Consider the following 21,293-nt stretch of genomic DNA (forward strand, 5'->3'; position numbering starts at 1 on the left):
AACATGTTTGATAGAATTTTCTCCATTGGAACCTTAAACCATCATGATTTTATGGGGTGCTTTACGGAGCAAAAAAACTAAGGAAGTGCCAATTATTTTCTATTGTCCTCTTCCAGACGTGCCATTTTTAAATGTTTGTCGGTGAAGGTCAGTAACGTCACACCCTCTTCATTATTCATGAATCCGGTGCCGTTAATCATCATGATCAGCCGTTCCTTACCACGGAAGATTTCATAATACTTACCTGCTGCGCATGACATGGTTTTAGCACAATCTAGACCATCTAACGCTGTCACATCCAACACCTGATCTTTGGTTGCTACTGGCTTACCGTACTCCTTCGACAGCATTTCATCGAGTTGCATGAAGGTGTATTTGCCAACCTTTGTCGTCATGCTCGACTCTACTTTTCCATCAATTAAACCACCGGTGGTATGCGGTTCTTTACTTTCAGGTGTTATTTTTTCAAACAGCGCGAATGCTTCGATGTTTGGAGTTCGTTTCTCAAAGAGTGCGTGGTACTGGCTCTCAAGGGCACTTTTGTCTTTCCCAATTAACGTTATTTTGTCGATGTCTGACTCATTGCAGCCTGTCAGTGCGAATGCAACTACCAGAGAAGTGAGAGTGACGAGCCTGATTCTTATCATTTATTTCATCTCAATGTCTTACTGCTACTTGCTGCTACCAACATGCAGCAGCCAAAGAACACGCTGAGGCTACTTAATCCGATTTGAGAGAACAGAGCAATCGCGGTAAAAAGAGCCTCAAATTATTTCCATTGTGTATATTACTAAATATTTCCGCCAACACCTTTGAATTTATCTATAAAGGCACCAATTTTCTGGAATACAGTCTGCTTTTTCGTTTTGTACTGAGGATTCAGCGGACTGAGCTTTGGTAGCGTCTCATTTAGCTCAGTGCCATTTTCGGTAGCATACTCCCGTTTGAGTGATGTGCGGATGTAACGCCTTGCAGCCTCTTCATTGAGGTTTTCTTCCTTAATCAACGCTTCCGCTTCCCGCTGCTGTTCACGCTGAGCATAGGTAAAGAATGCATCAATGATACTGGCCTTGTCCGGCATGTCATCAAGGTTAGTTTGCTGAATAAAGTCAACAATCAGACCTTCTTTGGCACGGTTGCCCAGACTTGACCGGATTAAGCGTCTGACCTCTTCAGTCAGGGCTTCTTTACCTTTTTTCTCTCTGTTGTGGTCGAAAATCAGGCCAAGAATGTAGTCCAGGTTAATTTCCTGCGACTTGAGCAGGTCAATTTCAAACACCACGTCATCCCAGTCTGTGGTTGATTTATCCCTGTCGTTTGCTGCTTTTTCGCGTCGCTGCCAGTCCCGGATATCATTGTATGCTGAGCGATAGTCCTGAACTTTACGTTCTGCCGGGAGACGAATGGTTTGTAATTCAGCAAATTTTTCATCATCCACATAGTGCTCTGCTTTAAAGGTTTCTACCGCTTCCGGGTCACTAATATCAACCTTCTGCAGGGCTTTCAGCGTGGCAAATTCATCATAGTTTTGCAGGATGTTTTCTGCCCGCAAATATTCACCAAACAGTTTGACGAAGGCTTTTTTCTCTTTTTCACTGTCGATACTAGCAGGGTCAGGGAAGCGCTGCTCCAGCTCCGAAACAACAGCCATAAAACCTCGTTTAGCCTCACCGGTTGCCGCATCGGTAAAGCCCTGCATGTACTCTTCGTAGCTTTTTTCCAGTACCACATTCTTGGTGTTTTTGTCGCCAAAAAGTGTGATGGCATCAATGGTCGGACGCTCCAGGTCCCTGAAAGTCACGATATTGCCGAAGGTTTTGGTGGCATCATAGATACGGTTTGTGCGGGAAAATGCCTGCATCAGGCCGTGATAACGGAGGTTTTTGTCAACGAAAAGAGTGTTAAGCGTCGGGGCATCAAAGCCGGTTAAGAACATTCCCACCACGATGAGAAGGTCGATATCCTGATTTTTCACTCGTTGAGCTAAATCGCGGTAGTAGTTCTGGAAGCCGTTACTGTCGGTGCTGAAATTGGTTTTAAAGTGGTTGTTGTAGTCATCAATGGCTGCATCCAGAAATTCCTTCGCACTACTGTTCATCGCGCTGGTATCAAAGCTTTCGTCAGTAATATCACCAATGGCGCTTTGCTCTTCATTTGCAGCAAAGGAGAAGATGGTTGCCACCCGAAGGCATTTATAGCTGCCAGATTTCTTCTCTGCTTCTTCCTGTAGCATTTTAAACGTCGTGTAATAAGCTTTCGCCGCGTCCACGCTGCTAACTGCTAACATGGCGTTAAAGCCCTTAGCTCCCGGGAAGGTTCGGTGCGTTTTCTGCCGGAAGTTATTGAGAATGTATTGCGTTATTTCCTGGATACGCAGGGGGTGCAAAAATGCCTGTTGGTTTTCAGCCGCGCTGAGTTTTTTCTCGTCTGTTTCCGTTTCAAGAGACTTAAACTGTGGGCGGACATCGTTATAGTCCACCTTAAACTTCAGCACTTTTTCATCACGAATCGCATCAGTAATTACGTAAGAATGTAATTCACGCCCGAAGACGCTGGCGGTGGTTTCTGCCCCCAGTGCATTTTCCGGGAAAATAGGCGTACCGGTAAAACCAAACTGATAAAAGCGTCTGAATTTTTTCTTGAGGTTTTTCTGGGCCTCACCAAACTGGCTGCGGTGACACTCATCAAAGATAAACACCACCTGCTGCTGATAGACGGGCAGGTCAGCTTCGGCTTTCATCAGGTTATTGAGTTTCTGAATGGTTGTGACGATGATTTTGTTATCGTCCTTATCCAGGTTTCTTCTGAGGCCTGCTGTATTATCGGAACCATTGACACTGTCCGGAGAGAAGCGCTGATACTCCTTCATGGTCTGGTAATCGAGGTCTTTCCTGTCGACCACGAAGAAGACTTTATCAATAAAGTCCAGTTCCGTAGCCAGACGTGCGGCCTTAAAGCTGGTCAGGGTTTTTCCTGACCCTGTGGTATGCCAGATAAATCCACCGCTTTCGGGTTTTGACCAGTTCTTCGCTTTAAAAGAGCTGTTGATTTTCCAGAGGATTCGCTCAGTGGCAGCAATCTGATAGGGGCGCATGACGAGCAGCGTCTGGCTGCTGTCAAACACGCTGTAATTAAACAGAACATTCAGCAGAGTATGCTTCTGGAAGAAAGTGGCGGTAAAGTCCTTCAGGTCCTTAATCAGAGTGTTATCCGACTTTGCCCAGTTCATGGTGAAATCAAAGCTGTTTTTATCCCGCTTAGTGGTACTGGCAAAGTACCGGGTATCAGTCCCGTTGGAAATCACGAAGAGTTGCAGGTATTTAAACAGGGAGTTATCGCTGTTAAAGCTTTCCTTGCTGTAACGGTGTATCTGGTTAAAGGCTTCATGAATCGCCACACCGCGTTTTTTGAGTTCGATTTGCACCAGTGGAAGGCCGTTGACCAGAATGGTGACGTCATAACGGTTAGCGTGTGAGCCAGTCTGCTCAAATTGCTGAATGACCTGCACCTTATTGCGCAGCAGGTTCTTTTTATCTATCAGATAGATGTTTTCCAGACGACCGTCATCAAACGTGAAATCACAGATATAGTCGATATGGATTTTACGGGTTTTGTCCAGGCTGCTGTCACTGGGGCTGTCGAGATACTGCTCTGCGAAACGCCGCCATTCACTTTCGTTAAACACCACACCATTAAGACGCTGAAGTTGGTCCCGCACATTCGCCAGCATCGCAGTCGGTGACTTAACGGAGATAAACTCATACCCCTGATTAAGAAGGTCCTGAATCAGCTCCCGCTCAAGGTCCGATTCGCTCTGGTAGCTGTCACCGGTATCCAGAACTTTGGTGTATTTATCAAGGACGATAAAGTTATTTGATTCAGCAATGGTGTGTGTCTGTTGTGTCATGGTGCATCCTGTGCGTCATCTGGCAAAGTCCGGAAGGATATCAGAAGCGTCTTCCGGCATTCGTAAAGCCTGATACCGGGCGGGTGAGAACAAACCCTGCCGGTATCAATGGTCCGTCAGTTGCTGGCGGTTTCTGGTCTCGGGAAGCTGAACAGCAAGTCACGATAGTACTCGTACTGCTTTTGACGTAGCTCGATTTCACGAGGAAGGCCTTCGTTGATGGAGTTTGTTAGCGCATCAAATTTGTCCAGAATAGAAACTATTCGCTCTTTATCTTCAGGTGAAGGATTTGGAATACGTATGCTCTCTAAATTTTTCTTATTTAGTTTTGGTTGCGCTGCTCCGGAAATATAGGGGGCTAAATCAATGCTATTCAGATAGTACTCCACGTACCTTCGTTCTGCATAGGAATCGAATTTAATCACATGTGCATGATTGTTTACCCAAGACTTACCACTGATACTAAATGCTATAGGCGTATTGCGGGCTAACAAATTTGCGCCATCTTCAGAAATCAGTAAAAAATCACCATCAAAAATGTAATCTTTAACATAATCGACAATTCCAGAAGCGCCATAATAAGGAATACTTCCGGCTTCCCTCAGACCGCTGGTAATGGGTTTCCTTTTCGAATCCAGATTTTCCCCTAGATCTCCCAGCATCTTCCACTCAACTTCATCCTCATCAAAACTCAGCAACTGGTCGCGATAGTAGTTGTACTGTTTTTTTCGCATATTAAGCTCAGCTGTAAGCTCAGCTGTAAGCTCAGCTGTAAGTGCAGTAAACTTATCCAGAATCCGGACAATTTCTAACTGGATAGCAAGAGACTTTTCTGGATTGTTGGGGCAAGGTATGGGGATGATTATTTTTGCCATATCTGATGCGGAAACATCAATTACTTTTGTCCCTTTTGAGTACTTTCTTTTTTCATTGTAAAATGAATTTGTCTGGGTGAAATAAGCAAAGTATTTTCCAATAATACCTTCCCTGGGCTTAAATATTGTCGCATGGCCGCCGGTGACAGCTTGCTCTTTACCAAGATAAACCAGGGCTTTACCGACATCATCAAGATTTTCACTTGTATTAGTGATCACTACATCGCCAGTATTTACTTTTTTCAGCTTTTTAGCTGTATCTTGTGAAACAAAGGACTTTGTGGTTTCTGTTGAAAGGCCATAAAAGGTATAAATCTGACCATAGTGAATAGCAGGAATACCTGCCTCAGTAAAATCAGTTTTTGGTAAGCCATTTCCACGAACAAGCTCACCTAAAACACCGAGTGGCAGCCACTCAACCTCAGCGCCATCCAGCAGTTTTTCCAGATAACTTAACTCGCTCATGCCCGTGCCTCATTGTCTTCAATTTGGGCCACAATCGTATCAATGTCTTTGCGCAACTGATCGATTTTGCTGACGGTAGTTTTTAGCTCGGCATTCAGCACTGCAATATCTACAATTTCGCGGGTATCCATGGCTTCGACGTAGCTGCTGACTGACAGGTTATAGTCATTGGCGGATACTGTTTCATAAGGGATTGTTTTCGCGAGGTGGTCAATATCTGCTTTGCTGGCAAAGACCTGCATAATCTTTTCGATATGACCATCAGTCAGGATATTGTTATTGGTTTCTTTCTTAAACAACCCGCTGGCATCAATAAACTGAACGCGGGTATCTGTTTTGTGCTTTGACATCACCAGAATGTTAACGGCAATGGTGGTGCCGAAGAACAGATTCGGTGCCAGAGAAATCACCGTTTCAACATAGTTATTGTCGACCAGGTACTGGCGGATTTTCTGCTCTGCACCGCCACGGTAGAAAATACCGGGGAAGCAAACTATTGCTGCACGCCCTTTAGCAGACAGGTAGTTCAGCGCATGTAGGACAAATGCAAAGTCCGCTTTTGATTTCGGGGCCAGTACGCCAGCCGGAGCAAAGCGCTCATCGTTAATCAGGGTCGGGTCGTCACTGCCAATCCACTTAACCGAGTACGGCGGGTTAGAGACAATCGCATCAAACGGTTTTTCATCGACAAAGTGAGGCTCAGTCAGGGTATTCCCCAGTCTGATATCAAATTTGTCGTAGTTGATGTTATGTAGGAACATGTTCATACGCGCCAGGTTAAAGGTTGTATGATTTATCTCCTGACCATAAAAACCTTCTTCAATGATATGGTTATCAAAGTGTTTTTTCGCCTGAAGCAGCAGTGAACCGGAGCCAGCTGCAGGGTCATAGATTTTGTTGACGTGAGTCTGACCGTGCATCGCAAGCTGAGCAATCAGCTTAGAGACGTGCTGAGGTGTGAAGAACTCCCCGCCAGACTTACCGGCATTTGCCGCATAGTTAGAAATCAGGAACTCGTAGGCATCACCAAACAGGTCAATCTGGTGCTCGTTAAAATTCCCCAGTTTTAGCCCCTCAACGCCTTTGAGAACGGCGGCAAGACGGGTGTTTTTGTCTTTGACTGTGTTCCCCAGTCGATTGCTGGTCGTATCGAAATCGGCAAAGAGACCTTTGATGTCGGCCTCAGACGGATAGCCGTAGGCAGAGCTTTCAATAGCGACGAAGATACTGTTTAAATCAGCATTCAGCCTGTCGTTGGTGTTAGCTTTAGCTGCAACGTTGCAGAACAGCTGGTTCGGGTAGATGAAATAGCCTTTAGTCCTGATGGCATCATCTTTGATGTCATCGGTAATGATGCTGTCATCAAGTGCTGCATAATGTATGCTCTCATCCCCTGCTTCCATGTAGCTGGAAAAATTCTCACTGATGAAGCGATAGAAAAGTGCACCGAGTACATACTGTTTAAAATCCCATCCGTCTACGGAGCCTCTGACATCATTGGCAATGGCCCAGATTTGACGGTGTAGCTCGGCACGCTGCTGAAGGCTTGTCATTTTGTATCCTGTTGTATGATTCTTAAGTACTGTTATTGGCCCGATTTTATCGCAATTTCATATTGATGACAGGCTTTGTATGTCATACGTTTCACTGAGAGTTCGTTTTCCCGGTTGTGTAGCCAACGCTCTTTCAGTCAGGCCAGTAGAAACGTTGTGCTGACGATAAATACTGAAGCCCCAATACTATCGGGGCTGAACGTTCAGTCGGTGAGAATTTCTTCATCCGTATCCATTGTGGATGGTGATGAATCTATTTTTGTTGTAAGAAATACCCGATTCAGTAGTCTTTGCTTCAGGGCGTTTCTTCGCTCATTGTAGAATTCCGGGAAGCGAATGAACTCAATATTTTCATCTGAAACTAACAGCATTGATGGCGAATAGTTGTTTGATGGCTGAGATAGCCATTGTTTCAGGGAAGTATCCTGTTTACTTATATTCTGAGAGTGATTCAGTAAATGAAGATTCGGTATGGTGTCCCAGTATTCCGGATTTTCATAAAAGCTGAGGTTCTCTGGTGAGTTCGCAACATAATCTAATTTTTCAAGATATTTCTTTGAAAAATGATTTCTTGGGTGAAGGTGATCAATATGAAACACCTCGGTCGGATTCATTTCAGGGAACAGAAGATGCAATAGTGCGCGGCAACGACCTTCGCCATATCTGATATTGAGAAGGCTTTCGATGTATTCGTCGTCAAATCTGAGGTCCTTATTCGAGCCTTTATATCTGTCAATAATCTTCTCAAGAGGAAAATGAATATCTGAAAGACTATTTTTCATTACATCTCTGATGCTCGTGAGTAGCGCATCGGCCTGGCTTCCAAAGATCCCTTTCAGAAGTACCATGTAAAACCACTGGCTAATTACTGAGCGTTCATTGTGGTTCTTATTCAGGAGATTAATCGTTGTATATAATGGATGTCCACTGGTTTGCTTTTTGTAAAGCCAGTAGACCACAGGAATGACTGCATTTTTAGATATCAAAGACTGTGGATTGATGCCGAATCGCCTGATAAGAATAAAGGTCTCCTTGATACAGGATTTTATTTCAGACCATTGCTGTTGTATCTTACCGACCTCCTCTGAAGTGAAGTTTTTTACTTTGAACCGGACGTCAGAGTCAATAAGCATCAGGCTGGTTTTTAAGAACCAGTCTCTTTCAATATAAAACCCCATTTCATTATTCTGATAAATGTTTTTTGTCAGTTCATCCAGTTCTCTTCTGAAATCACCCTGCCAGTGCGCTACCGCTATTGACATCAGTAAGTCGGAGAACTCAAGTTTTGTCCCCCCGCTGTTCGTGCGGATGAAAACATCCAGCACATGATCAATGTCCTGACTGCTCTCATTGAAGTAGTGGATAAGATTCTCAGTTCTTATCTTGGTATAAAGTTTAAGCAGAGTTTTTCTGGAAAACTCACTGGAAATGAGTCCTCTTTTTTCAAGTTCTGGTACGACAACGTTAAATAAAATATCATCCGGGGAATCATACTGCTCGTATTTGAATATTTCGTGCAGGCAGAACCAGTGATGTTTGTTGTCTGTAAGTGAATCAGTGTATTGCTTGTCGGTCAGGAACCTGAAGTTATACTTCATCATGAGCTCATCGTCTGAATTAAGTGGCGCTGTTAAATCGACGTAAAGCTTTCTTGGCGGCAGGATGCGATCATCCTGTGCCGAAGGCCACCACACCCGGGGCTGTTTATACGCATACGTTCCACACAATCCAATATATAATGATGTGAGACGCTGCTGACCATCAATCACCGCCTTGAAATCATGAAATCCAGCATTTGTTGCTACGCAGGGGTTTTCTTCATTAAATCGCTGACAGTATTCTTTCAGGAATTCATAGAATTTGTAATCATTTTTAATACTGGCACTACGGATATCCCACATCATGAAAGAGTTTATCGGGTAGTCTCGCATGATGGAATCAAACAGCAAACATATTTGACTGCTGTTCCAGACGAACTTCCTCTGAATTGCAGGCAGAAGATAGTGGCGTAAATTAATTGAATCTATCGCTTGTTTTATCGTTATTGCTTTTTCATACTGGCCAGCCATCATAAACCTCATATGTTATATTAGCTGGCCTATTTTAATTTATTGCGTGTCGGTAGTACAGTCTTTGCACAAACTAATTTATGCAATGGAAAAGCTGACGGCTCGGTTTGTGTTTTTCATTCGGGTAGACTCGCATTGCGGATGCACAAAGTGATGAAACCTGTCTTGCTATATTTTTACCGAAGTTAACAAGTAGGCCGTGCTTTATTTTTTCACCCTCTGCCCTGATGCTGATGATAAAGCTGAACTGATATACGATTACCTCAATGAGGTCATTGCCAAATGTTATAATGGCGGCGTTGTTTATTTCATGTTCATAATCCCTCAGGTCAGTGTTAAGTCTTGCTGTTGCATCTACAAGTGCGTATTCTTTATCGATAATCATAACTTTCTCACTTATCATGTTAATGTGATTTAATCATCACTAATAATATGTTGTGATTTTAATTACGATTATTCGTCTGTTTTCTCCCGTAATGCATTATCTGATGAATAATGTTCATGTGGGGTAAGGCTTCCATAAAGTCAGACTGTTCAATCAGCGAAATGAGTGTGTTATCGATCTCAAACGTTGTATCCGGTAATACCTCAACCAGCCTGATTCGGGACAGGGAAATAACGAACACGCCCGATGACGTACATCCGGCAAGAAACCACTCCGCATGGCTGCAAAGCAGACGGTAGGGATGAACGGTATGGCTGACGTTTTCGTCGGTTCTGATACGCACCTGGGTCTGGTTAAGTATGGCGAGCGTCAGTCTGCTGAAATCACCAAAGAGCGTGGGTTTCTGGTGCGGCTCCGGTAGCATAATCCTGTAGGGTGAAGGGTGCTCCCCGTCAAGCAGAAGGCTCAGCAGTTTGGCATCCATCGCGGGTAACAGACGGTCAAGATGCAGCAGTCTCGCCAGTATCTTCATATCCCGTTCCGTGCGGCGACGAAAGTAATGCGAAGCGAGCTGATATACGCCGTTGTTCTGTTCAATATCAAGATAGGTGAGGCGGACGTTAAAATCCCGTCGCAGCGTTCGCGTCGTCACTCCAAATTCCTCTGCCAGCGTCCCGATATGCAGCTTTTCACCCTGAAACAAACGGCTCAGGATGATGGAAAGGCGGGTTGCCAGTCTGTCATGTTCGTTTTCTTGTGTTATCAGCGTCATACATCATTTCCGAATTTAGCCGGGAAATAATGCCAGCAGTAGCGGACAGGATTTGTCCGCCCTCTGAAGTTTTTTAAAGTCTGAATACCTTAAATGTAAGTGCTAAACGTCAGTATTCTCAGGTGAATAAAGATGCTTCTGGCGCATGTAGGCAATAAAAATGCAGGATGGTAGCGTCACCCGGTATGCGGGACCGGCTAAATCAATCAGCAGCCAGAGAGAACTGAGCACCCAGCCCACGGGACCGGCAAAAGCGCCCATGGTACGCGTCAGCATGGCATTTCCTGCAACGGTCAGCCCTCTGCCTAACAGGGCTTTCGCCACACCATTTGTGACAACAAGTGCCATCTGATAGGCCGCAAACCCGGATGTTTTAATCCCCGCCTGGATTGCCATGGTCAGCAGCTCCGGCGTGGGATTGCTGTAGCCTGTCTGCAATTCTTCCGCCACGGTCTTTAGCTGAGCGGGTGTCATCTTCTCAAGGCTTTTCTCCAGGATCTTCATCAGCAGATTCATTTCAATGGTTTCAACACTGGATTTGCTGTTGTAGTTCACCTTCATTTTATCGCAGGCATCGGTAAGAATTTCCCGGTACAGCACCCCTTTACCCCAGCGGAGCAGCGTGGCAAAGCTGTTTGCCCCAAACGTCTGAACCTCGGCGGCAATGGCATCCCAGTAGCGCGGGTGGTTGGGTTTGTGTTTTTTATACTGAGGATCGTAGGTCAGCGTTTCCGTGATGCGTGCCAGTCCGTCTTTCGGATCGCAGATAAGCACAGAAACCAGTAAATCCAGATCGTCACGATGACAGTGGCGCAGAAACTCAAGGTCAGGGTCGTGTCGGTAGGTAGCCATATTTCACCTCATTGCAGATATTGGACCTGACAGTTTAAGGAAGCCCCCGGACAGGGTTTGTCCGCCTGAAAAACAAAAAAGTAAAAAAAAACCTGCCCGAAAGCAGGTTTCTGTTCACCGGATGGAGGTATAACGCGTCGGGATTACTTTCCGCGCCATTCCTTTTCCACTTTATCCGCAAAGGCATCGCACTGCCGGGCATACTCGGGGTTATAGAGCAGCTCCGACTGCGAAAGCTGCATGGCGGTCATGCTGCCGTTACGGGCATTTGATTCGAGCCAGGTTCTGCCATAGGTTTTGTTCATCACCTGAAGTACCTTGTTGAATACCGAGCCGTTGAAGCGGGCATTGAGATTAACGCCTTTTACCTGAAGGCCGCTGTCACTGGTCTGGGTCAGGCGGGTGGAGTACATCGCGCAGAAGGTCGAGTTGGTTATCATCTGAGCGTCAGCCTGCTCGTCGGCGAACGCGCTGTGGCTGAAGGCTGAAAGCAGAATTGTGGCGGTTAACAGTTTTAAAATTTTCATCATGTTCCCTTATGGATTGAAAAGCGGAGACAGCCTGCCATACGGGGTGGTCAGGAGATGTCCGGCAGAGAAAAAAGTCAGGGTTTAAGAGAGGGAGAGAGTCGCCAGAGGTGAGGGCCAGCGGATTCCAGCACAAAGGCCAGATGGGTGAGGTCCCGTCTTGCTGTACGGGGAGACACGTCAAACTGCCGGATGATGTAGCGAACAGATATTGTCTGACCGTAAAACAGGGCCATGGTCAGCCGGATAAGCCGTTCTCCCTGTCCGGTAGTGTGTTGCCTGCGACGATTAACATTCATCGTTGCCATACGCGCCATCGGTCCCCTTTCTGAAATCTATCGAGGTGTCTGGCAAGCCAGATATCAGGGCATGAATTGCCGGTAACGCAGCGGGCAGTAAACCGGTGGCAGTTAAAATCCAGCAGGCTGTAGGTATAGCGCTGACCCACTGCCGCCTTTGCCCGTTCAGCGGCCTGCGTACAGCCCTGTGGAGTTAAATCCATACAGTCGGTATACACCGAGATAGCGGAGTTCCAGCCATCGAGCCGGTCAAGAAACTCGCTGGCCTGACTTCTGATAACGATGCCGTCACCGTCAAGATGAACAATGTTGCCATTACCCACATAGATACCGCTGTGTGCGGCAAGGCCAAAAAGCAGTTCGCACTGCACGATACCGCCGTAAGCCGGTTCATCGACGCAGGACAGAATGCAGTTATCGATAAATGAATCCACGAAGTTCAGCAGCAGAAGCCGGTACATAACATTCAGTTCCTTACTACGGGGGAGAGGGGGGATGCGTGGGAAACGTAGTGAACACTCAGCTTTCCCACAACGTACGGACCGTGAAAACCCCCATATCGTGGTAAGCCATAAAGTTACTTTCCCATAGCGACCAGAACTCACGGGCGTCGATATGAGAGATATCGCCACAGCGGGAAAGCCACGTGTATTGATGCGTCCAGCTCACATCGACATCTTTTTCAAGTTCAGGCCACGGATACCCTGCATAGTGAAAGTCGGTGACGTAATCGAGCTGCCAGTCTTCTCCGGCAGAGGTGAGGCGTATTTCGACCGGATGCCAGCCGCCCGTTTCCGGTGAGTATTCAGGGTCACGAAAGTTAATGGTTAATCCGGTGATGGGGTGACGATGAGGCGGTTTTTGCGCGACGATATCCAGAAGCATTTGGGTGAATGACCGGGAGACAGGCAGCACATAGCCGCCCTGCAATATTGCGGGTGATGACATAGTGAATATCCTGATTTTGGATTAACGGAACACAGAAAAAGTGAGGATTAGTCCTGACTGAGCGCAGCAAGCTGCGTCATACGATGTTGCCAGTCGGCATAACAACGGTGCATAAAGAGTCTGCTGCTGTCCGCTTCGATAAGGCAGATATCCGGACTTCTGAGCACAGCGGCAAGAAACCCTGCGTTATTGGTGCTGCCCTGACCAAACAGTGGGCGAAATACACGGGACGGAAAGCTGTCTGGCTGCTGTTCCAGAATGGCGTGAATCGCATCAAGCGCTATCCATTCACGGGAGAACAGGCCCCCTTCGCCATTGGCGGTTAAACGCAGGGCAAGGCTTCCGGTTTCATCCTCCTTACCCAGCTCATACGTCAGCAGTCCCTTACTGTATGGACTGATTTTCTCGGCTTCACCCCCGTAGAACACGGTATAGCTTTCGGTGACGGCGGCTTCGGTAGCGACTTTTTTCTTACTCATGGTTCAGCGCCTCAATCAGGTTCTGGAGTTGAGTGATAACGGTCGTGTCCGGGAACACCAGATAGATACCCTGTCCGTTATCGCAGACGATACCGAGCAGGAGATACCAGCCATCATCAAGTGCGGTGACGTATTCCGGGTTAGCCAGTGCCACTGCCAGCAGCGGGTCTTCGGGGAGAGTGTCGTCGTGGTTGAGATGCCAGAGCAGGGTTCTTGTTTCGTTCCAGAAAGCAGTAAACAGGTCGATATCATCTACGGGGCCAAGAATTTCATTGCTGAGGGCCGCCAGTGCGGAGGCGGGCAGGTTGAGAAGGGGAAGACTGGTGGGTGTCGTGAGCTTGAACATGATTATCTCCATAATGAATTGATTTACATGGAAATAATATGTGCATAAAAAGAGGTTTTTTACGTTCATAGTCGTTGGGGTTGGTGAGCTTTGTGAATGTACAAAATCAAAGCACCCGCAGGTGTAAAATGTGATGATTGTCACAATAATAAAAATTAATGGAGTGTGGTTTTGATTGTTGAAAGGTTGATTTACCCTTAAGTTGGGCTGCATATTGTCAAAATCATCACTTTAATCTATTGATTTAAATAGCATTAATTTTAAATGCCTTATTGGGTTGTTTTTTAGTCGAAAATCGGTGGGGTCTATTACCATTTTCTTATTTCAGGGCCTCAAAAGTTGACTTACTTTGGGCGATGCATCCGGAACACAATTTTTTTATAGGGTTTAACGCTATTTTCCCTTTTCCCTGAGCAGGAGTACTCCTGATGAATCATCATGGTCTTTCTGACTTGAGTATTAAATGTCAATGGGCATGTAAGAGCTGATTTTTCATGGGCTTGAAAGTGATGCCACGAATAAATAAGCTTATCCCATTGTTGGCCGACATATTAAATTACTCATTATCATCTGAATTTTCAGAGGACCATGTACATATTATGAATGTTAATTACCCTTTAAATAAAATAACGCAAGTGCTGGATGAAAAGAGCATCACAGCTGCTCATAAAAATTCCTTCAATGTAGATGTGGAAGCTCAGGGGTATTCCGACTCTGGAGTATCTGATGTTGTAGAATATCCAGGGGTTGCACCTAAAAATACTGGAGGTGTTTTTACTAAAGCCCTTTTTGATGAATATAAAATCCGTGCAGTACAAGCTGCACAAACAATCGAGACCAGCGATAAGAAGTTAACCGGACTTAAGGCAATATTCTATCCATCAGGTCGCATTAAATTTATTGTCCGCAAAAGTATTCGCGGAAAGAATATCTACGTTGCCGTAGGAGGCTACCCGGAAATTTCAATTAAAGATGCAAGGGAGCATGCCTTTAAAATAATTCAGGAGCTCAAGACCGCCGTTGAGGCTTACGGTGAGCGTTTTCTTACTCACAGTAAAATGACGTTTAATGAGCTTGTGGATGAGTATGAGAAAAGCGTACTCAGCACGGGCGTTAAGCGTTCAGCTAACACCGACCTTTCTAAGATCCGTAAATACCTGCGCCCTCTTCTCGGTGACAAAAAGCTGGCAGGTATGACGGAGGCGGATATTCTGAGCTATCTGTATGCTCTCGATCTCAAGCCAGCCACCCGCAACCGCCATCTGGCGCTCATTAAAGCGGTGTTTACCTGGGCTATACGCATGGGATACACCAACCGCTCTCCGGCGCTTTATATCAAAGCGCTGCCTGAAGTGACGTCAGATCGCCGCGCCATGGATGATTCCCAGCTTCAGTGCTGGATGGAAGTGTGTGAGTGCTGGCGTAATGGTAAACCCGATCATGAAGCCCTTGCTCTGCTCATGTTCCTTGCCCTGACGGGACTGCGTCTGGGGGAAACCCGTCATCTTCGCCTTGAGGATGTGGACTGGAGCCGCAAAGTTATCACTCTTCGCCACACCAAAAACGGCAAACTCCGCCGTGTACCGGTATGTGATAAGGCGTTCGTTCTTCTGACAGAACAGCGTCAGCATCTGGGTGATGAAGGCTGGGTATTTCCGGGCAAGGGGACCGACAATCCGGTTGCTGAGCCGCGTCGCCTGCAAAAACGACTTTGTGAGGCTGCGGGTATTCCACCGTTCACCATCCATGAGATGCGTCATACCTTTGCGACAAAGCTCATTGAGAGCGGGGCCGACATTCACACCGTCAAAGACTTACTGGGCCACAGCACGATCAAAGTAACGTCACTTTACTTGCACTCATCACCGGCGCGTTACCACGAAGCCGTTAACCGGGCGATGGCAGATTTGAACCTTGTAAACATGACTTAATGAAAACATTCATAGAGCAGGACATGGCTTATACCGTTATATATTTTACAGGACAGAATTAATGACAATTGAAACTAAAACATTATCAACGCTACCACCTGCGCTTTCACCACTCGCGAAAATTATGTCAAATATGCATCGTGAAAAAACTGACAGGTCAGATGTCAAGAAGCTGCTGAGAAAAGCTTCACAACATAAAGATATCGATCTTTCCGTTATCAACGAAATGGTATTCCGTGAGGGATTGCCGGAGGGTTATGGAGCCAGTGCAGAAGCGCTTTATTCACTCTCAGGTAAGGCCCCGGTACCGTTTACATTTACACCTGTATTTCCTTATGCGAAATGCTTTTCTGCTGATAGTCAGTCTGATATGCAGTTGTTGCTTGTTGCAAGGAATCAGGCTGGAAAGATTATTTCTATTCGTATCAAAATGGATGAACTGTATGCCGATATTGATCGGGTAATGGCCTCTCTCGCTCACAGAGGCGTTGCGATTGATCCTGTTCGTAAAAATGAACTGATTAGATTCATTCTCAAGTGCATGGATATGAAGTTACCGTGTTATCTGGTGACGCCATCTATGGGGATGATCGATAAGAAAGCCGCTTTTTTGCACGGAAAAACCCCTATTTTCTGTGACCTTGACGGATTTGAAAATATTATCCCGGCTTCTGTAAAGCGTATCCCCGAAGGGATTAAGGAATACGGTGAGCTAGATCAGTGGCAGGAACTTATTGCTGAACATGCAAAAGGTGATTATCAAATTTTTGCCATCATGCTCTCTCTTGCATCCCCTTTGCTTGGGCTTGCCGGGCAGGATATTGCTATATTCCATTTCTATGGTCTTTCCACGACAGGAAAAACAATCCTGCTGCAACTGAGTGCATCGTGTCACGGGTATGGAGGAGATGCCGGAAGTAACGGCCCGTCGCTCATTGCCCGGTGGAATGCCACGAGCAACGGTATCGAGAGTCATGCTGCTTTACAATCCGGTACCGTGGTATGTCTTGATGAATTAGGAGCATTTTCTGGAAAAGAGCTTTCCTCCCTGATCTATAACCTGACATCCGGTGTCTCAAAAATTCGTATGGATAAAACGCAGGAGATGCGCGAACCGTTAAGGTGGAACTCGTTCTTTGTGTCTTCCGGCGAGATATCATTTTCCCATAAGCTGTGAGAAAAAAAACAAAACCTGCAGGGCGGTCATGAGCATCGGGTTATCAATCTCCAGATTTTCCCGAAAGATGCCGGAGCCCCTGGAGAGGGGCCGGAAATTATTCGTCAGCATGCTGACAAACTTAAGTCGGGACTTGAGCACTTCTGTGGGACGGCTGGACCCGCTTTTCTCCGTAGTCTGCTTTCTCAGACTGATGAAGAGGGGCTTCCCGTGAGTTATCAATGGTTACATGAATCCGTTAAAGCTAAGGTATCAGAATGTGAAGGCCTGCTTCTGGCTGAGCTGATTGATGAAGGGTATCTCCTGACGGATGTTCAACTCCGTGCGCTTCGACGCTTTTCTTTCGTAATGGCTGTAGGTCTGCTGGCGCAGGAACTGGGTATCTTGCCTTACTCTCCGGAACGAATTGCGACCGCCGTCTGGGAAATAGTTGTTCGTTGGCTGAGTGATACCTCTGTGCAATATAACCCGGTCCAGCAAGCATTGATTGATATTCAGCGTGATCTTGTAAAAAGGGAAGGGGCACATTTCATCGGCCTGAAAGATCGTGAGAGCCGTAAACCCGGAAACCACTGGGGGTATATCCACCATACTAATGAGGATTTTTTAATCTTCGCACCTGTATTTGAAGAGTGGTGCCAGAAACATTCATTAAGCGCTCGAGAAGTCGCTAAGGAGCTGGCATGCCGAAAACTTCTTCGGGTAGAAAGTAAAGGGCATTACAAAAAGCGTCCTCTTACTGGTATGGATAAGTGTTACTACCATATTAAGCGGGAGTTTATCAGTGTTGATTTGAATTTTTCTTAAAGCATTATCTGAATGTAGTTAACTAACTTATCTTTAAACTTATTATTCTGAATAAATTAACAGAAGGGGAACCCCATGACTGAATTCTGCGAATTAAATGAGACTCACTTTTTTCCTGGCGCTATTACAGGCTGTGAAACTATTCGTCCACCATTTACGCTTTATGGTCTTATCATGACGCAGGCTAAATGCAATTTCTATGGTATCTGTAGGGAAGTGACAGACAGTGAGTATCCTGAATTAAAAGCAATGATTAACCGGAAAGAAAAGATTCGTTTCTTTGCCAGTTATATTTTCAAAGGTAACGTTCGTTATGATTATCTTGGCGAATTACCAACACTATCAATCGATCAGGCTCGCAATAAAGCCCGATATCTTGCCAGAAGTAATGAGGATGAGACCGCTTATGAATACATCCCATTCTGATTGATGAGTTTACCCTCAAAAAAAGCAGGGGCATTTGCCTCTGCTTTTCAGTTATCGCAAAGAAGGTAGCTGAGCTGTTATCCTTTCCGCCAGAAGTTGGCTGGTGTTTTGTAAGCGCTGAGGATGAAGGTGCGCATAACGCTGTGATGACTGACTACTGCGATGACCTAACTGCGCCTGAACGTCATACAGCGTTCCACCATGGGAAACGATGAGCGCCGCAACCGAATGGCGGCAGGTATGAATACACACTTCTTTGTCGAAAATTCCCGCCCGTCGCACGATACGCTGAAAGGCTTTGACCGGATTGTTCAGCGGCATTCCTTGTTTTTTACCGATAAACAACCACGGATTTCCACGCTGTGTTGGCAGCGTTCTGATTACGTCCATCGCCAGTGAGTTAAGATGAACAATCCGTCCATAGCCATTCTTGGTTTCAGGGAGCCACAGGGTGCGTTTAACCGGGTCAACATGCTCCCACTTAGCCAGACGCAGCTCATCACGACGAAGGCCGGTCAGTAACAGCAGTTTGACATAGCATGCAGCGACGGTGCTGGTATCATCATCGGCGGAGAGAAAAATACGACGAATTTCATCCTCGGTGAAATAGCGCTGTCGGGCGTTGTTCTCCCTGAGAAGCTGTACCACTCTTGCCGGATGGATAGAGGTAATGCCTCGCCTTCCTGCCCAGGTAAATACCGCTTTAACCAGTACGATGACACGATTACAGGTTGCTGCTGACAGTGAAATGCTTAACGTCTGCTGGAGGCGAAGAATCCTGGCTGGTGTGATATCACTCAGTAGCATTAGACCTAAGACGGGACGGATATGATCCCGGTAGCGCTGGAAATCCTTTCCCCAGCTACGTTTTGCAGATTTTGCCCATACCAGATAATGCTGGTTAAAGAGTTCATCGAATGTCATTTCTTGTCTCTTGTTTTCACGTTCCTGCTTAGGGTCAGTTCCGGTGGCAAGTGAGCGTTTATGCTCCATGGAAATCTTACGGGCTAAGGTGACATCTACCTCAGGCCAGTGACCAATAGCTATGGCGCGTTTTCGTCCATGATAGAGGTAGCGGAGCAAAAATTTTTTACGTCCTTCCCCTTTGCTGACCAGACACTTCAGGCCAGAAATCTCGGTATCGCTGTATTCGGCATCGGTGCTGTGTGAATCTGATGTGTTAGGGGGCAGGGATTTAATGAGCTGATTAGTAAAACGGAAGCGTTTCGGGCTGGACATATTACCTCCTGTGACTGGTGTTAAGTACGTCAGGGTTGACCCATCCCCGGCACGGTGTTGTAAATGGCTAAGTTGATTTTCTAGCGTGGCGAAGGGGATGCTGGTGTTACTTGAGATGATTGAAGGCGAGAAATGCCGCAAAAATAGGTGTTACGGTCTGTTTCTGGTCTTAATGGAAAAAATACCGGTGGGGGATGTATTCAAAAAAATAATATGTGCTTTGGTTGATTTTAATTACATATATGGGCGACATTATCCAGAAATACCTTATTGGAGAGTATGTGCTTATTTTGAGAGCATGCTTCTGCATTAATGATTAATCATTAATTTAGTAGGTGTTGTTTTTTATAGGGCTACATTTTTTAATTTTGGTGTTGTAGGTTTATTTCATGATCATGTGGAATACATCGTCTTTGTTCTGCCCCCCCTATCTCAGTTGATATAGTTGTTTTTTTGGGGGAAGGGAGGGCTTGTGGGTTGATTTTAAATTTAATTTTCATTATCTTCTTAAGGTAACCTCATATCAAAAGGACAATGCCAATGAAGTTTTTCTCCACTGGTTTCTATGTTTCAAATGATGTTTCGTTTGACGATATATTCAATGAGTGTTTTTCTTGGATTCATGAGTCACCACACACGAAATTTATACCTGCACAATTAACGTGTGACTATCTTAGTGAAGATTTTTATGTAGAGTCAAGTAATGAAAGGATTGATGTAATTACTCATGGCAACCAAGATGTTCAGTTAGGTTGCTTCAGATATTCAAAAATTTCCGAACCACACAAATGGGTGACTGATATATCTGTAAATAAGAACTTAATAAATAATACGGTATGGATCCAAGTTGAATCAAGTGTGGTTAGTCAGGAGGCTGCATATTTAGCACCTCAACCTAAAAAACCTTTGATAGTAATTAGGTTGATAGATAAATTTTCTGGTGGTTTGGATGATGCCTTCAAAACATCAATAGAACCTGATTACCTTTCGAATTCTGAAGAGCATTTAAAGTTGGCGGCAAAAGTTATCAATGGAGAAACTGAAAACAGGCTGCCAATAATCTATGTCAGTTCGAAATATTTTTACAATGAACATCCTCATAACATTATTCCTGAGCGATTAGCAAGAAAGGTGTGTGGCATAGCTCATGTTCTAATTGAACCACGTGAGAAAATGTTTTCAATAAAACTAAAAAATGAGACAAATTCTAAAAATGCTTACGCAGGTGCAGTCGGAATTTACTGGCCGCGAGGACAAAATATCTCCTTTTACCGTCGGGGTGAGAAAACAGCGAAGGAGTTTGAAGATGAATTATTTGATTATGTCGTAAAAGCTACATCTACAATGGCTCCCGTCTCTGAGGGGGGATGGAGTGAAATACAAAAAAGAAGAACTAAGGATTCTATTAATACTCTTAAGATTAGAGGTGAATACACAAGTGAATTGATGGGTTTGTATGAGGCCGATAATGTTGCAAAAGATGAAACAATAGAAGAACTCAAAAGTAATATATTATCTTTAGAATATCGTGTTCGAATGCTTCAATCACAAGCTTCAGCTCAAGGAAGTATAGTAATGAATGCAGGGGAAGAAACTGACTTTTTCAATGGTGAGATCAAAGATGTAATAATAGAAGCTCTGAAGGTTGCTATTGTGAATACGAAAGAGGGCAGTCGAAGTAATCATATATTATCTTCTTTAATTTCCAACAACCCTCAAACCATGGAAGCAAATTCGCGTCAAACTCATTTGAAAAGAGCACTTAATGGCTACAGGAGTATGGATAAGGCAACGTCAAGGCAGCTTAAGGAACTTGGGTTTGAGTTGTCTGAGGAAGGTAAACATTGGAAGATAGTATATAATGGTGATTCCAGATACTCTTACATTCTTCCTAAAACAGGGAGCGACTATAGAGGATCTTTGAATGCTATTTCTGATATAAGTAATATTATTTTCTAACAAAATCTAGCCCCTTTATAAGGGGCTGGATTAAGTCTATTTTAAATCGGTAATACACATTGTTTAATGTAAGTATTACAGTTCAAAGTTTATGTTCAGGTAAGGAATTCCGATGGGGCTGAGTCATTTTTTAATGACGTGGAAAGCGGGGGATTTTGCTGATGCGAAGAATCATAAGGTGAAAAACAGGAATATTACAGGTGGAGTAGATGGTGGAAACACCCGACTGACAAGGGGAGTTGATAACGCTGAGTTCTTCCCCCTTGCCTGAAGAGGA

Annotated in this window: 20 protein-coding genes; 5 read left to right on the forward strand and 15 right to left on the reverse strand. The window is 45.2% G+C overall.

The genetic code is table 11. From position 1 onward, the window contains the following. Positions 1-92 precede the first annotated feature (92 nt). The 14 genes from AM329_RS22380 to AM329_RS22445 form a co-directional block, all read right to left on the reverse strand. Positions 93-647 carry a hypothetical protein gene (locus tag AM329_RS22380; protein WP_032610123.1) on the reverse strand — a complete coding sequence of 185 codons (555 nt, stop codon included), beginning with the start codon at positions 645-647 and terminating at the stop codon, positions 93-95. 143 nt (positions 648-790) lie between these two features. Beyond that, the gene (locus tag AM329_RS22385; protein ID WP_032610122.1) at positions 791-3,907 is read right to left on the reverse strand and encodes an HsdR family type I site-specific deoxyribonuclease; all 3,117 of its coding nucleotides are present in this window, start codon (positions 3,905-3,907) and stop codon (positions 791-793) included. 116 nt (positions 3,908-4,023) lie between these two features. Continuing rightward, positions 4,024-5,247: a restriction endonuclease subunit S gene (locus AM329_RS22390; protein WP_032610121.1), complete on the reverse strand. Its 1,224-nt coding sequence runs from the start codon at positions 5,245-5,247 to the stop codon at positions 4,024-4,026. After that, a complete protein-coding gene (locus tag AM329_RS22395; protein WP_032610120.1) occupies positions 5,244-6,800 on the reverse strand; it encodes a type I restriction-modification system subunit M in 1,557 nt (518 codons plus the stop codon). Before AM329_RS22395 ends, AM329_RS22390 begins: the two co-directional genes overlap by 4 nt. 203 nt (positions 6,801-7,003) lie before the next feature. After that, positions 7,004-8,872: a DUF262 domain-containing protein gene (locus AM329_RS22400; protein WP_223866199.1), complete on the reverse strand. Its 1,869-nt coding sequence runs from the start codon at positions 8,870-8,872 to the stop codon at positions 7,004-7,006. Positions 8,873-8,942: 70 nt separating this feature from the next. Then, entirely contained in the window at positions 8,943-9,254 is a 312-nt protein-coding gene (locus AM329_RS22405; RefSeq protein ID WP_000582609.1) for a hypothetical protein, read from the reverse strand. Positions 9,255-9,312: 58 nt separating this feature from the next. Then, the gene (locus AM329_RS22410; protein ID WP_032610119.1) at positions 9,313-10,026 is read right to left on the reverse strand and encodes a YafY family protein; all 714 of its coding nucleotides are present in this window, start codon (positions 10,024-10,026) and stop codon (positions 9,313-9,315) included. 102 nt (positions 10,027-10,128) lie between these two features. Then, positions 10,129-10,878 carry a DUF3944 domain-containing protein gene (locus AM329_RS22415; protein ID WP_032610118.1) on the reverse strand — a complete coding sequence of 250 codons (750 nt, stop codon included), beginning with the start codon at positions 10,876-10,878 and terminating at the stop codon, positions 10,129-10,131. Positions 10,879-11,021: 143 nt separating this feature from the next. After that, positions 11,022-11,408 (reverse strand): hypothetical protein, encoded by a 387-nt coding sequence (locus tag AM329_RS22420; RefSeq protein ID WP_223870270.1) that lies wholly within the window; start codon positions 11,406-11,408, stop codon positions 11,022-11,024. A 74-nt stretch (positions 11,409-11,482) separates the two neighbouring features. Then, positions 11,483-11,713: a DeoR family transcriptional regulator gene (locus tag AM329_RS22425; protein ID WP_157843390.1), complete on the reverse strand. Its 231-nt coding sequence runs from the start codon at positions 11,711-11,713 to the stop codon at positions 11,483-11,485. After that, entirely contained in the window at positions 11,701-12,165 is a 465-nt protein-coding gene (locus AM329_RS22430; protein WP_032610117.1) for a lecithin retinol acyltransferase family protein, read from the reverse strand. The genes AM329_RS22425 and AM329_RS22430 overlap by 13 nt, the downstream gene beginning before the upstream one ends. A gap of 58 nt (positions 12,166-12,223) precedes the next feature. Beyond that, positions 12,224-12,652, reverse strand: coding sequence for a DUF2787 family protein (locus AM329_RS22435; RefSeq protein WP_023337778.1), 429 nt, complete (start codon positions 12,650-12,652; stop codon positions 12,224-12,226). Between the two features lie 47 nt (positions 12,653-12,699). Beyond that, complete coding sequence (locus AM329_RS22440) at positions 12,700-13,131, reverse strand: hypothetical protein (RefSeq protein ID WP_050596928.1); 432 nt, start codon at positions 13,129-13,131, stop codon at positions 12,700-12,702. After that, positions 13,124-13,477, reverse strand: a complete 354-nt coding sequence (locus AM329_RS22445) for a hypothetical protein (protein ID WP_023337776.1) — start codon at positions 13,475-13,477, stop codon at positions 13,124-13,126. The genes AM329_RS22440 and AM329_RS22445 overlap by 8 nt, the downstream gene beginning before the upstream one ends. Positions 13,478-14,076: 599 nt before the next feature. On the opposite strand from AM329_RS22445, the gene AM329_RS22450 reads away from it, so the two are divergent. The 4 genes from AM329_RS22450 (at position 14,077) to AM329_RS22470 (ending at position 17,818) form a co-directional block, all read left to right on the forward strand. Next, complete coding sequence (locus tag AM329_RS22450; protein ID WP_032610116.1) at positions 14,077-15,408, forward strand: tyrosine-type recombinase/integrase; 1,332 nt, start codon at positions 14,077-14,079, stop codon at positions 15,406-15,408. A gap of 61 nt (positions 15,409-15,469) precedes the next feature. Continuing rightward, the gene (locus tag AM329_RS22455; protein ID WP_045135562.1) at positions 15,470-16,585 is read left to right on the forward strand and encodes a DUF927 domain-containing protein; all 1,116 of its coding nucleotides are present in this window, start codon (positions 15,470-15,472) and stop codon (positions 16,583-16,585) included. A 210-nt stretch (positions 16,586-16,795) separates the two neighbouring features. Continuing rightward, positions 16,796-17,392 carry a hypothetical protein gene (locus tag AM329_RS25825; RefSeq protein WP_045135561.1) on the forward strand — a complete coding sequence of 199 codons (597 nt, stop codon included), beginning with the start codon at positions 16,796-16,798 and terminating at the stop codon, positions 17,390-17,392. Positions 17,393-17,467: 75 nt separating this feature from the next. Next, positions 17,468-17,818: a hypothetical protein gene (locus AM329_RS22470; protein WP_032610114.1), complete on the forward strand. Its 351-nt coding sequence runs from the start codon at positions 17,468-17,470 to the stop codon at positions 17,816-17,818. A gap of 51 nt (positions 17,819-17,869) precedes the next feature. Here AM329_RS22470 and AM329_RS22475 read toward each other — a convergent pair whose 3' ends face one another. After that, a complete protein-coding gene (locus AM329_RS22475; protein ID WP_032610113.1) occupies positions 17,870-19,057 on the reverse strand; it encodes a site-specific integrase in 1,188 nt (395 codons plus the stop codon). Positions 19,058-19,597: 540 nt separating this feature from the next. On the opposite strand from AM329_RS22475, the gene AM329_RS22485 reads away from it, so the two are divergent. After that, the gene (locus AM329_RS22485; RefSeq protein ID WP_032610111.1) at positions 19,598-21,016 is read left to right on the forward strand and encodes a hypothetical protein; all 1,419 of its coding nucleotides are present in this window, start codon (positions 19,598-19,600) and stop codon (positions 21,014-21,016) included. Positions 21,017-21,293 lie beyond the last annotated feature (277 nt).

The organism is Enterobacter cloacae complex sp. AR_0002, from assembly GCF_001922365.1.
GTDB classification, from domain to species: Bacteria; Pseudomonadota; Gammaproteobacteria; order Enterobacterales; family Enterobacteriaceae; genus Enterobacter; species Enterobacter hormaechei_C.

What these genes read in the sequence shown, in the direction of transcription:
- AM329_RS22395 (WP_032610120.1), bottom strand. Translation starts at nt 6,800, where the DNA reads ATGACAAGCCTTCAGCAGCGTGCCGAGCTACACCGTCAAATCTGGGCC.
- AM329_RS22405 (WP_000582609.1), bottom strand. Translation starts at nt 9,254, where the DNA reads ATGATTATCGATAAAGAATACGCACTTGTAGATGCAACAGCAAGACTT.
- AM329_RS22455 (WP_045135562.1), top strand. Translation starts at nt 15,470, where the DNA reads ATGACAATTGAAACTAAAACATTATCAACGCTACCACCTGCGCTTTCA.
- AM329_RS22450 (WP_032610116.1), top strand. Translation starts at nt 14,077, where the DNA reads ATGAATGTTAATTACCCTTTAAATAAAATAACGCAAGTGCTGGATGAA.
- AM329_RS22475 (WP_032610113.1), bottom strand. Translation starts at nt 19,057, where the DNA reads ATGTCCAGCCCGAAACGCTTCCGTTTTACTAATCAGCTCATTAAATCC.
- AM329_RS22415 (WP_032610118.1), bottom strand. Translation starts at nt 10,878, where the DNA reads ATGGCTACCTACCGACACGACCCTGACCTTGAGTTTCTGCGCCACTGT.
- AM329_RS22485 (WP_032610111.1), top strand. Translation starts at nt 19,598, where the DNA reads ATGAAGTTTTTCTCCACTGGTTTCTATGTTTCAAATGATGTTTCGTTT.
- AM329_RS22410 (WP_032610119.1), bottom strand. Translation starts at nt 10,026, where the DNA reads ATGACGCTGATAACACAAGAAAACGAACATGACAGACTGGCAACCCGC.
- AM329_RS22400 (WP_223866199.1), bottom strand. Translation starts at nt 8,872, where the DNA reads ATGATGGCTGGCCAGTATGAAAAAGCAATAACGATAAAACAAGCGATA.
- AM329_RS22445 (WP_023337776.1), bottom strand. Translation starts at nt 13,477, where the DNA reads ATGTTCAAGCTCACGACACCCACCAGTCTTCCCCTTCTCAACCTGCCC.
- AM329_RS22435 (WP_023337778.1), bottom strand. Translation starts at nt 12,652, where the DNA reads ATGTCATCACCCGCAATATTGCAGGGCGGCTATGTGCTGCCTGTCTCC.
- AM329_RS22390 (WP_032610121.1), bottom strand. Translation starts at nt 5,247, where the DNA reads ATGAGCGAGTTAAGTTATCTGGAAAAACTGCTGGATGGCGCTGAGGTT.
- AM329_RS22380 (WP_032610123.1), bottom strand. Translation starts at nt 647, where the DNA reads ATGATAAGAATCAGGCTCGTCACTCTCACTTCTCTGGTAGTTGCATTC.
- AM329_RS22385 (WP_032610122.1), bottom strand. Translation starts at nt 3,907, where the DNA reads ATGACACAACAGACACACACCATTGCTGAATCAAATAACTTTATCGTC.
- AM329_RS22420 (WP_223870270.1), bottom strand. Translation starts at nt 11,408, where the DNA reads ATGATGAAAATTTTAAAACTGTTAACCGCCACAATTCTGCTTTCAGCC.
- AM329_RS22425 (WP_157843390.1), bottom strand. Translation starts at nt 11,713, where the DNA reads ATGGCAACGATGAATGTTAATCGTCGCAGGCAACACACTACCGGACAG.
- AM329_RS22470 (WP_032610114.1), top strand. Translation starts at nt 17,468, where the DNA reads ATGACTGAATTCTGCGAATTAAATGAGACTCACTTTTTTCCTGGCGCT.
- AM329_RS22430 (WP_032610117.1), bottom strand. Translation starts at nt 12,165, where the DNA reads ATGTACCGGCTTCTGCTGCTGAACTTCGTGGATTCATTTATCGATAAC.
- AM329_RS22440 (WP_050596928.1), bottom strand. Translation starts at nt 13,131, where the DNA reads ATGAGTAAGAAAAAAGTCGCTACCGAAGCCGCCGTCACCGAAAGCTAT.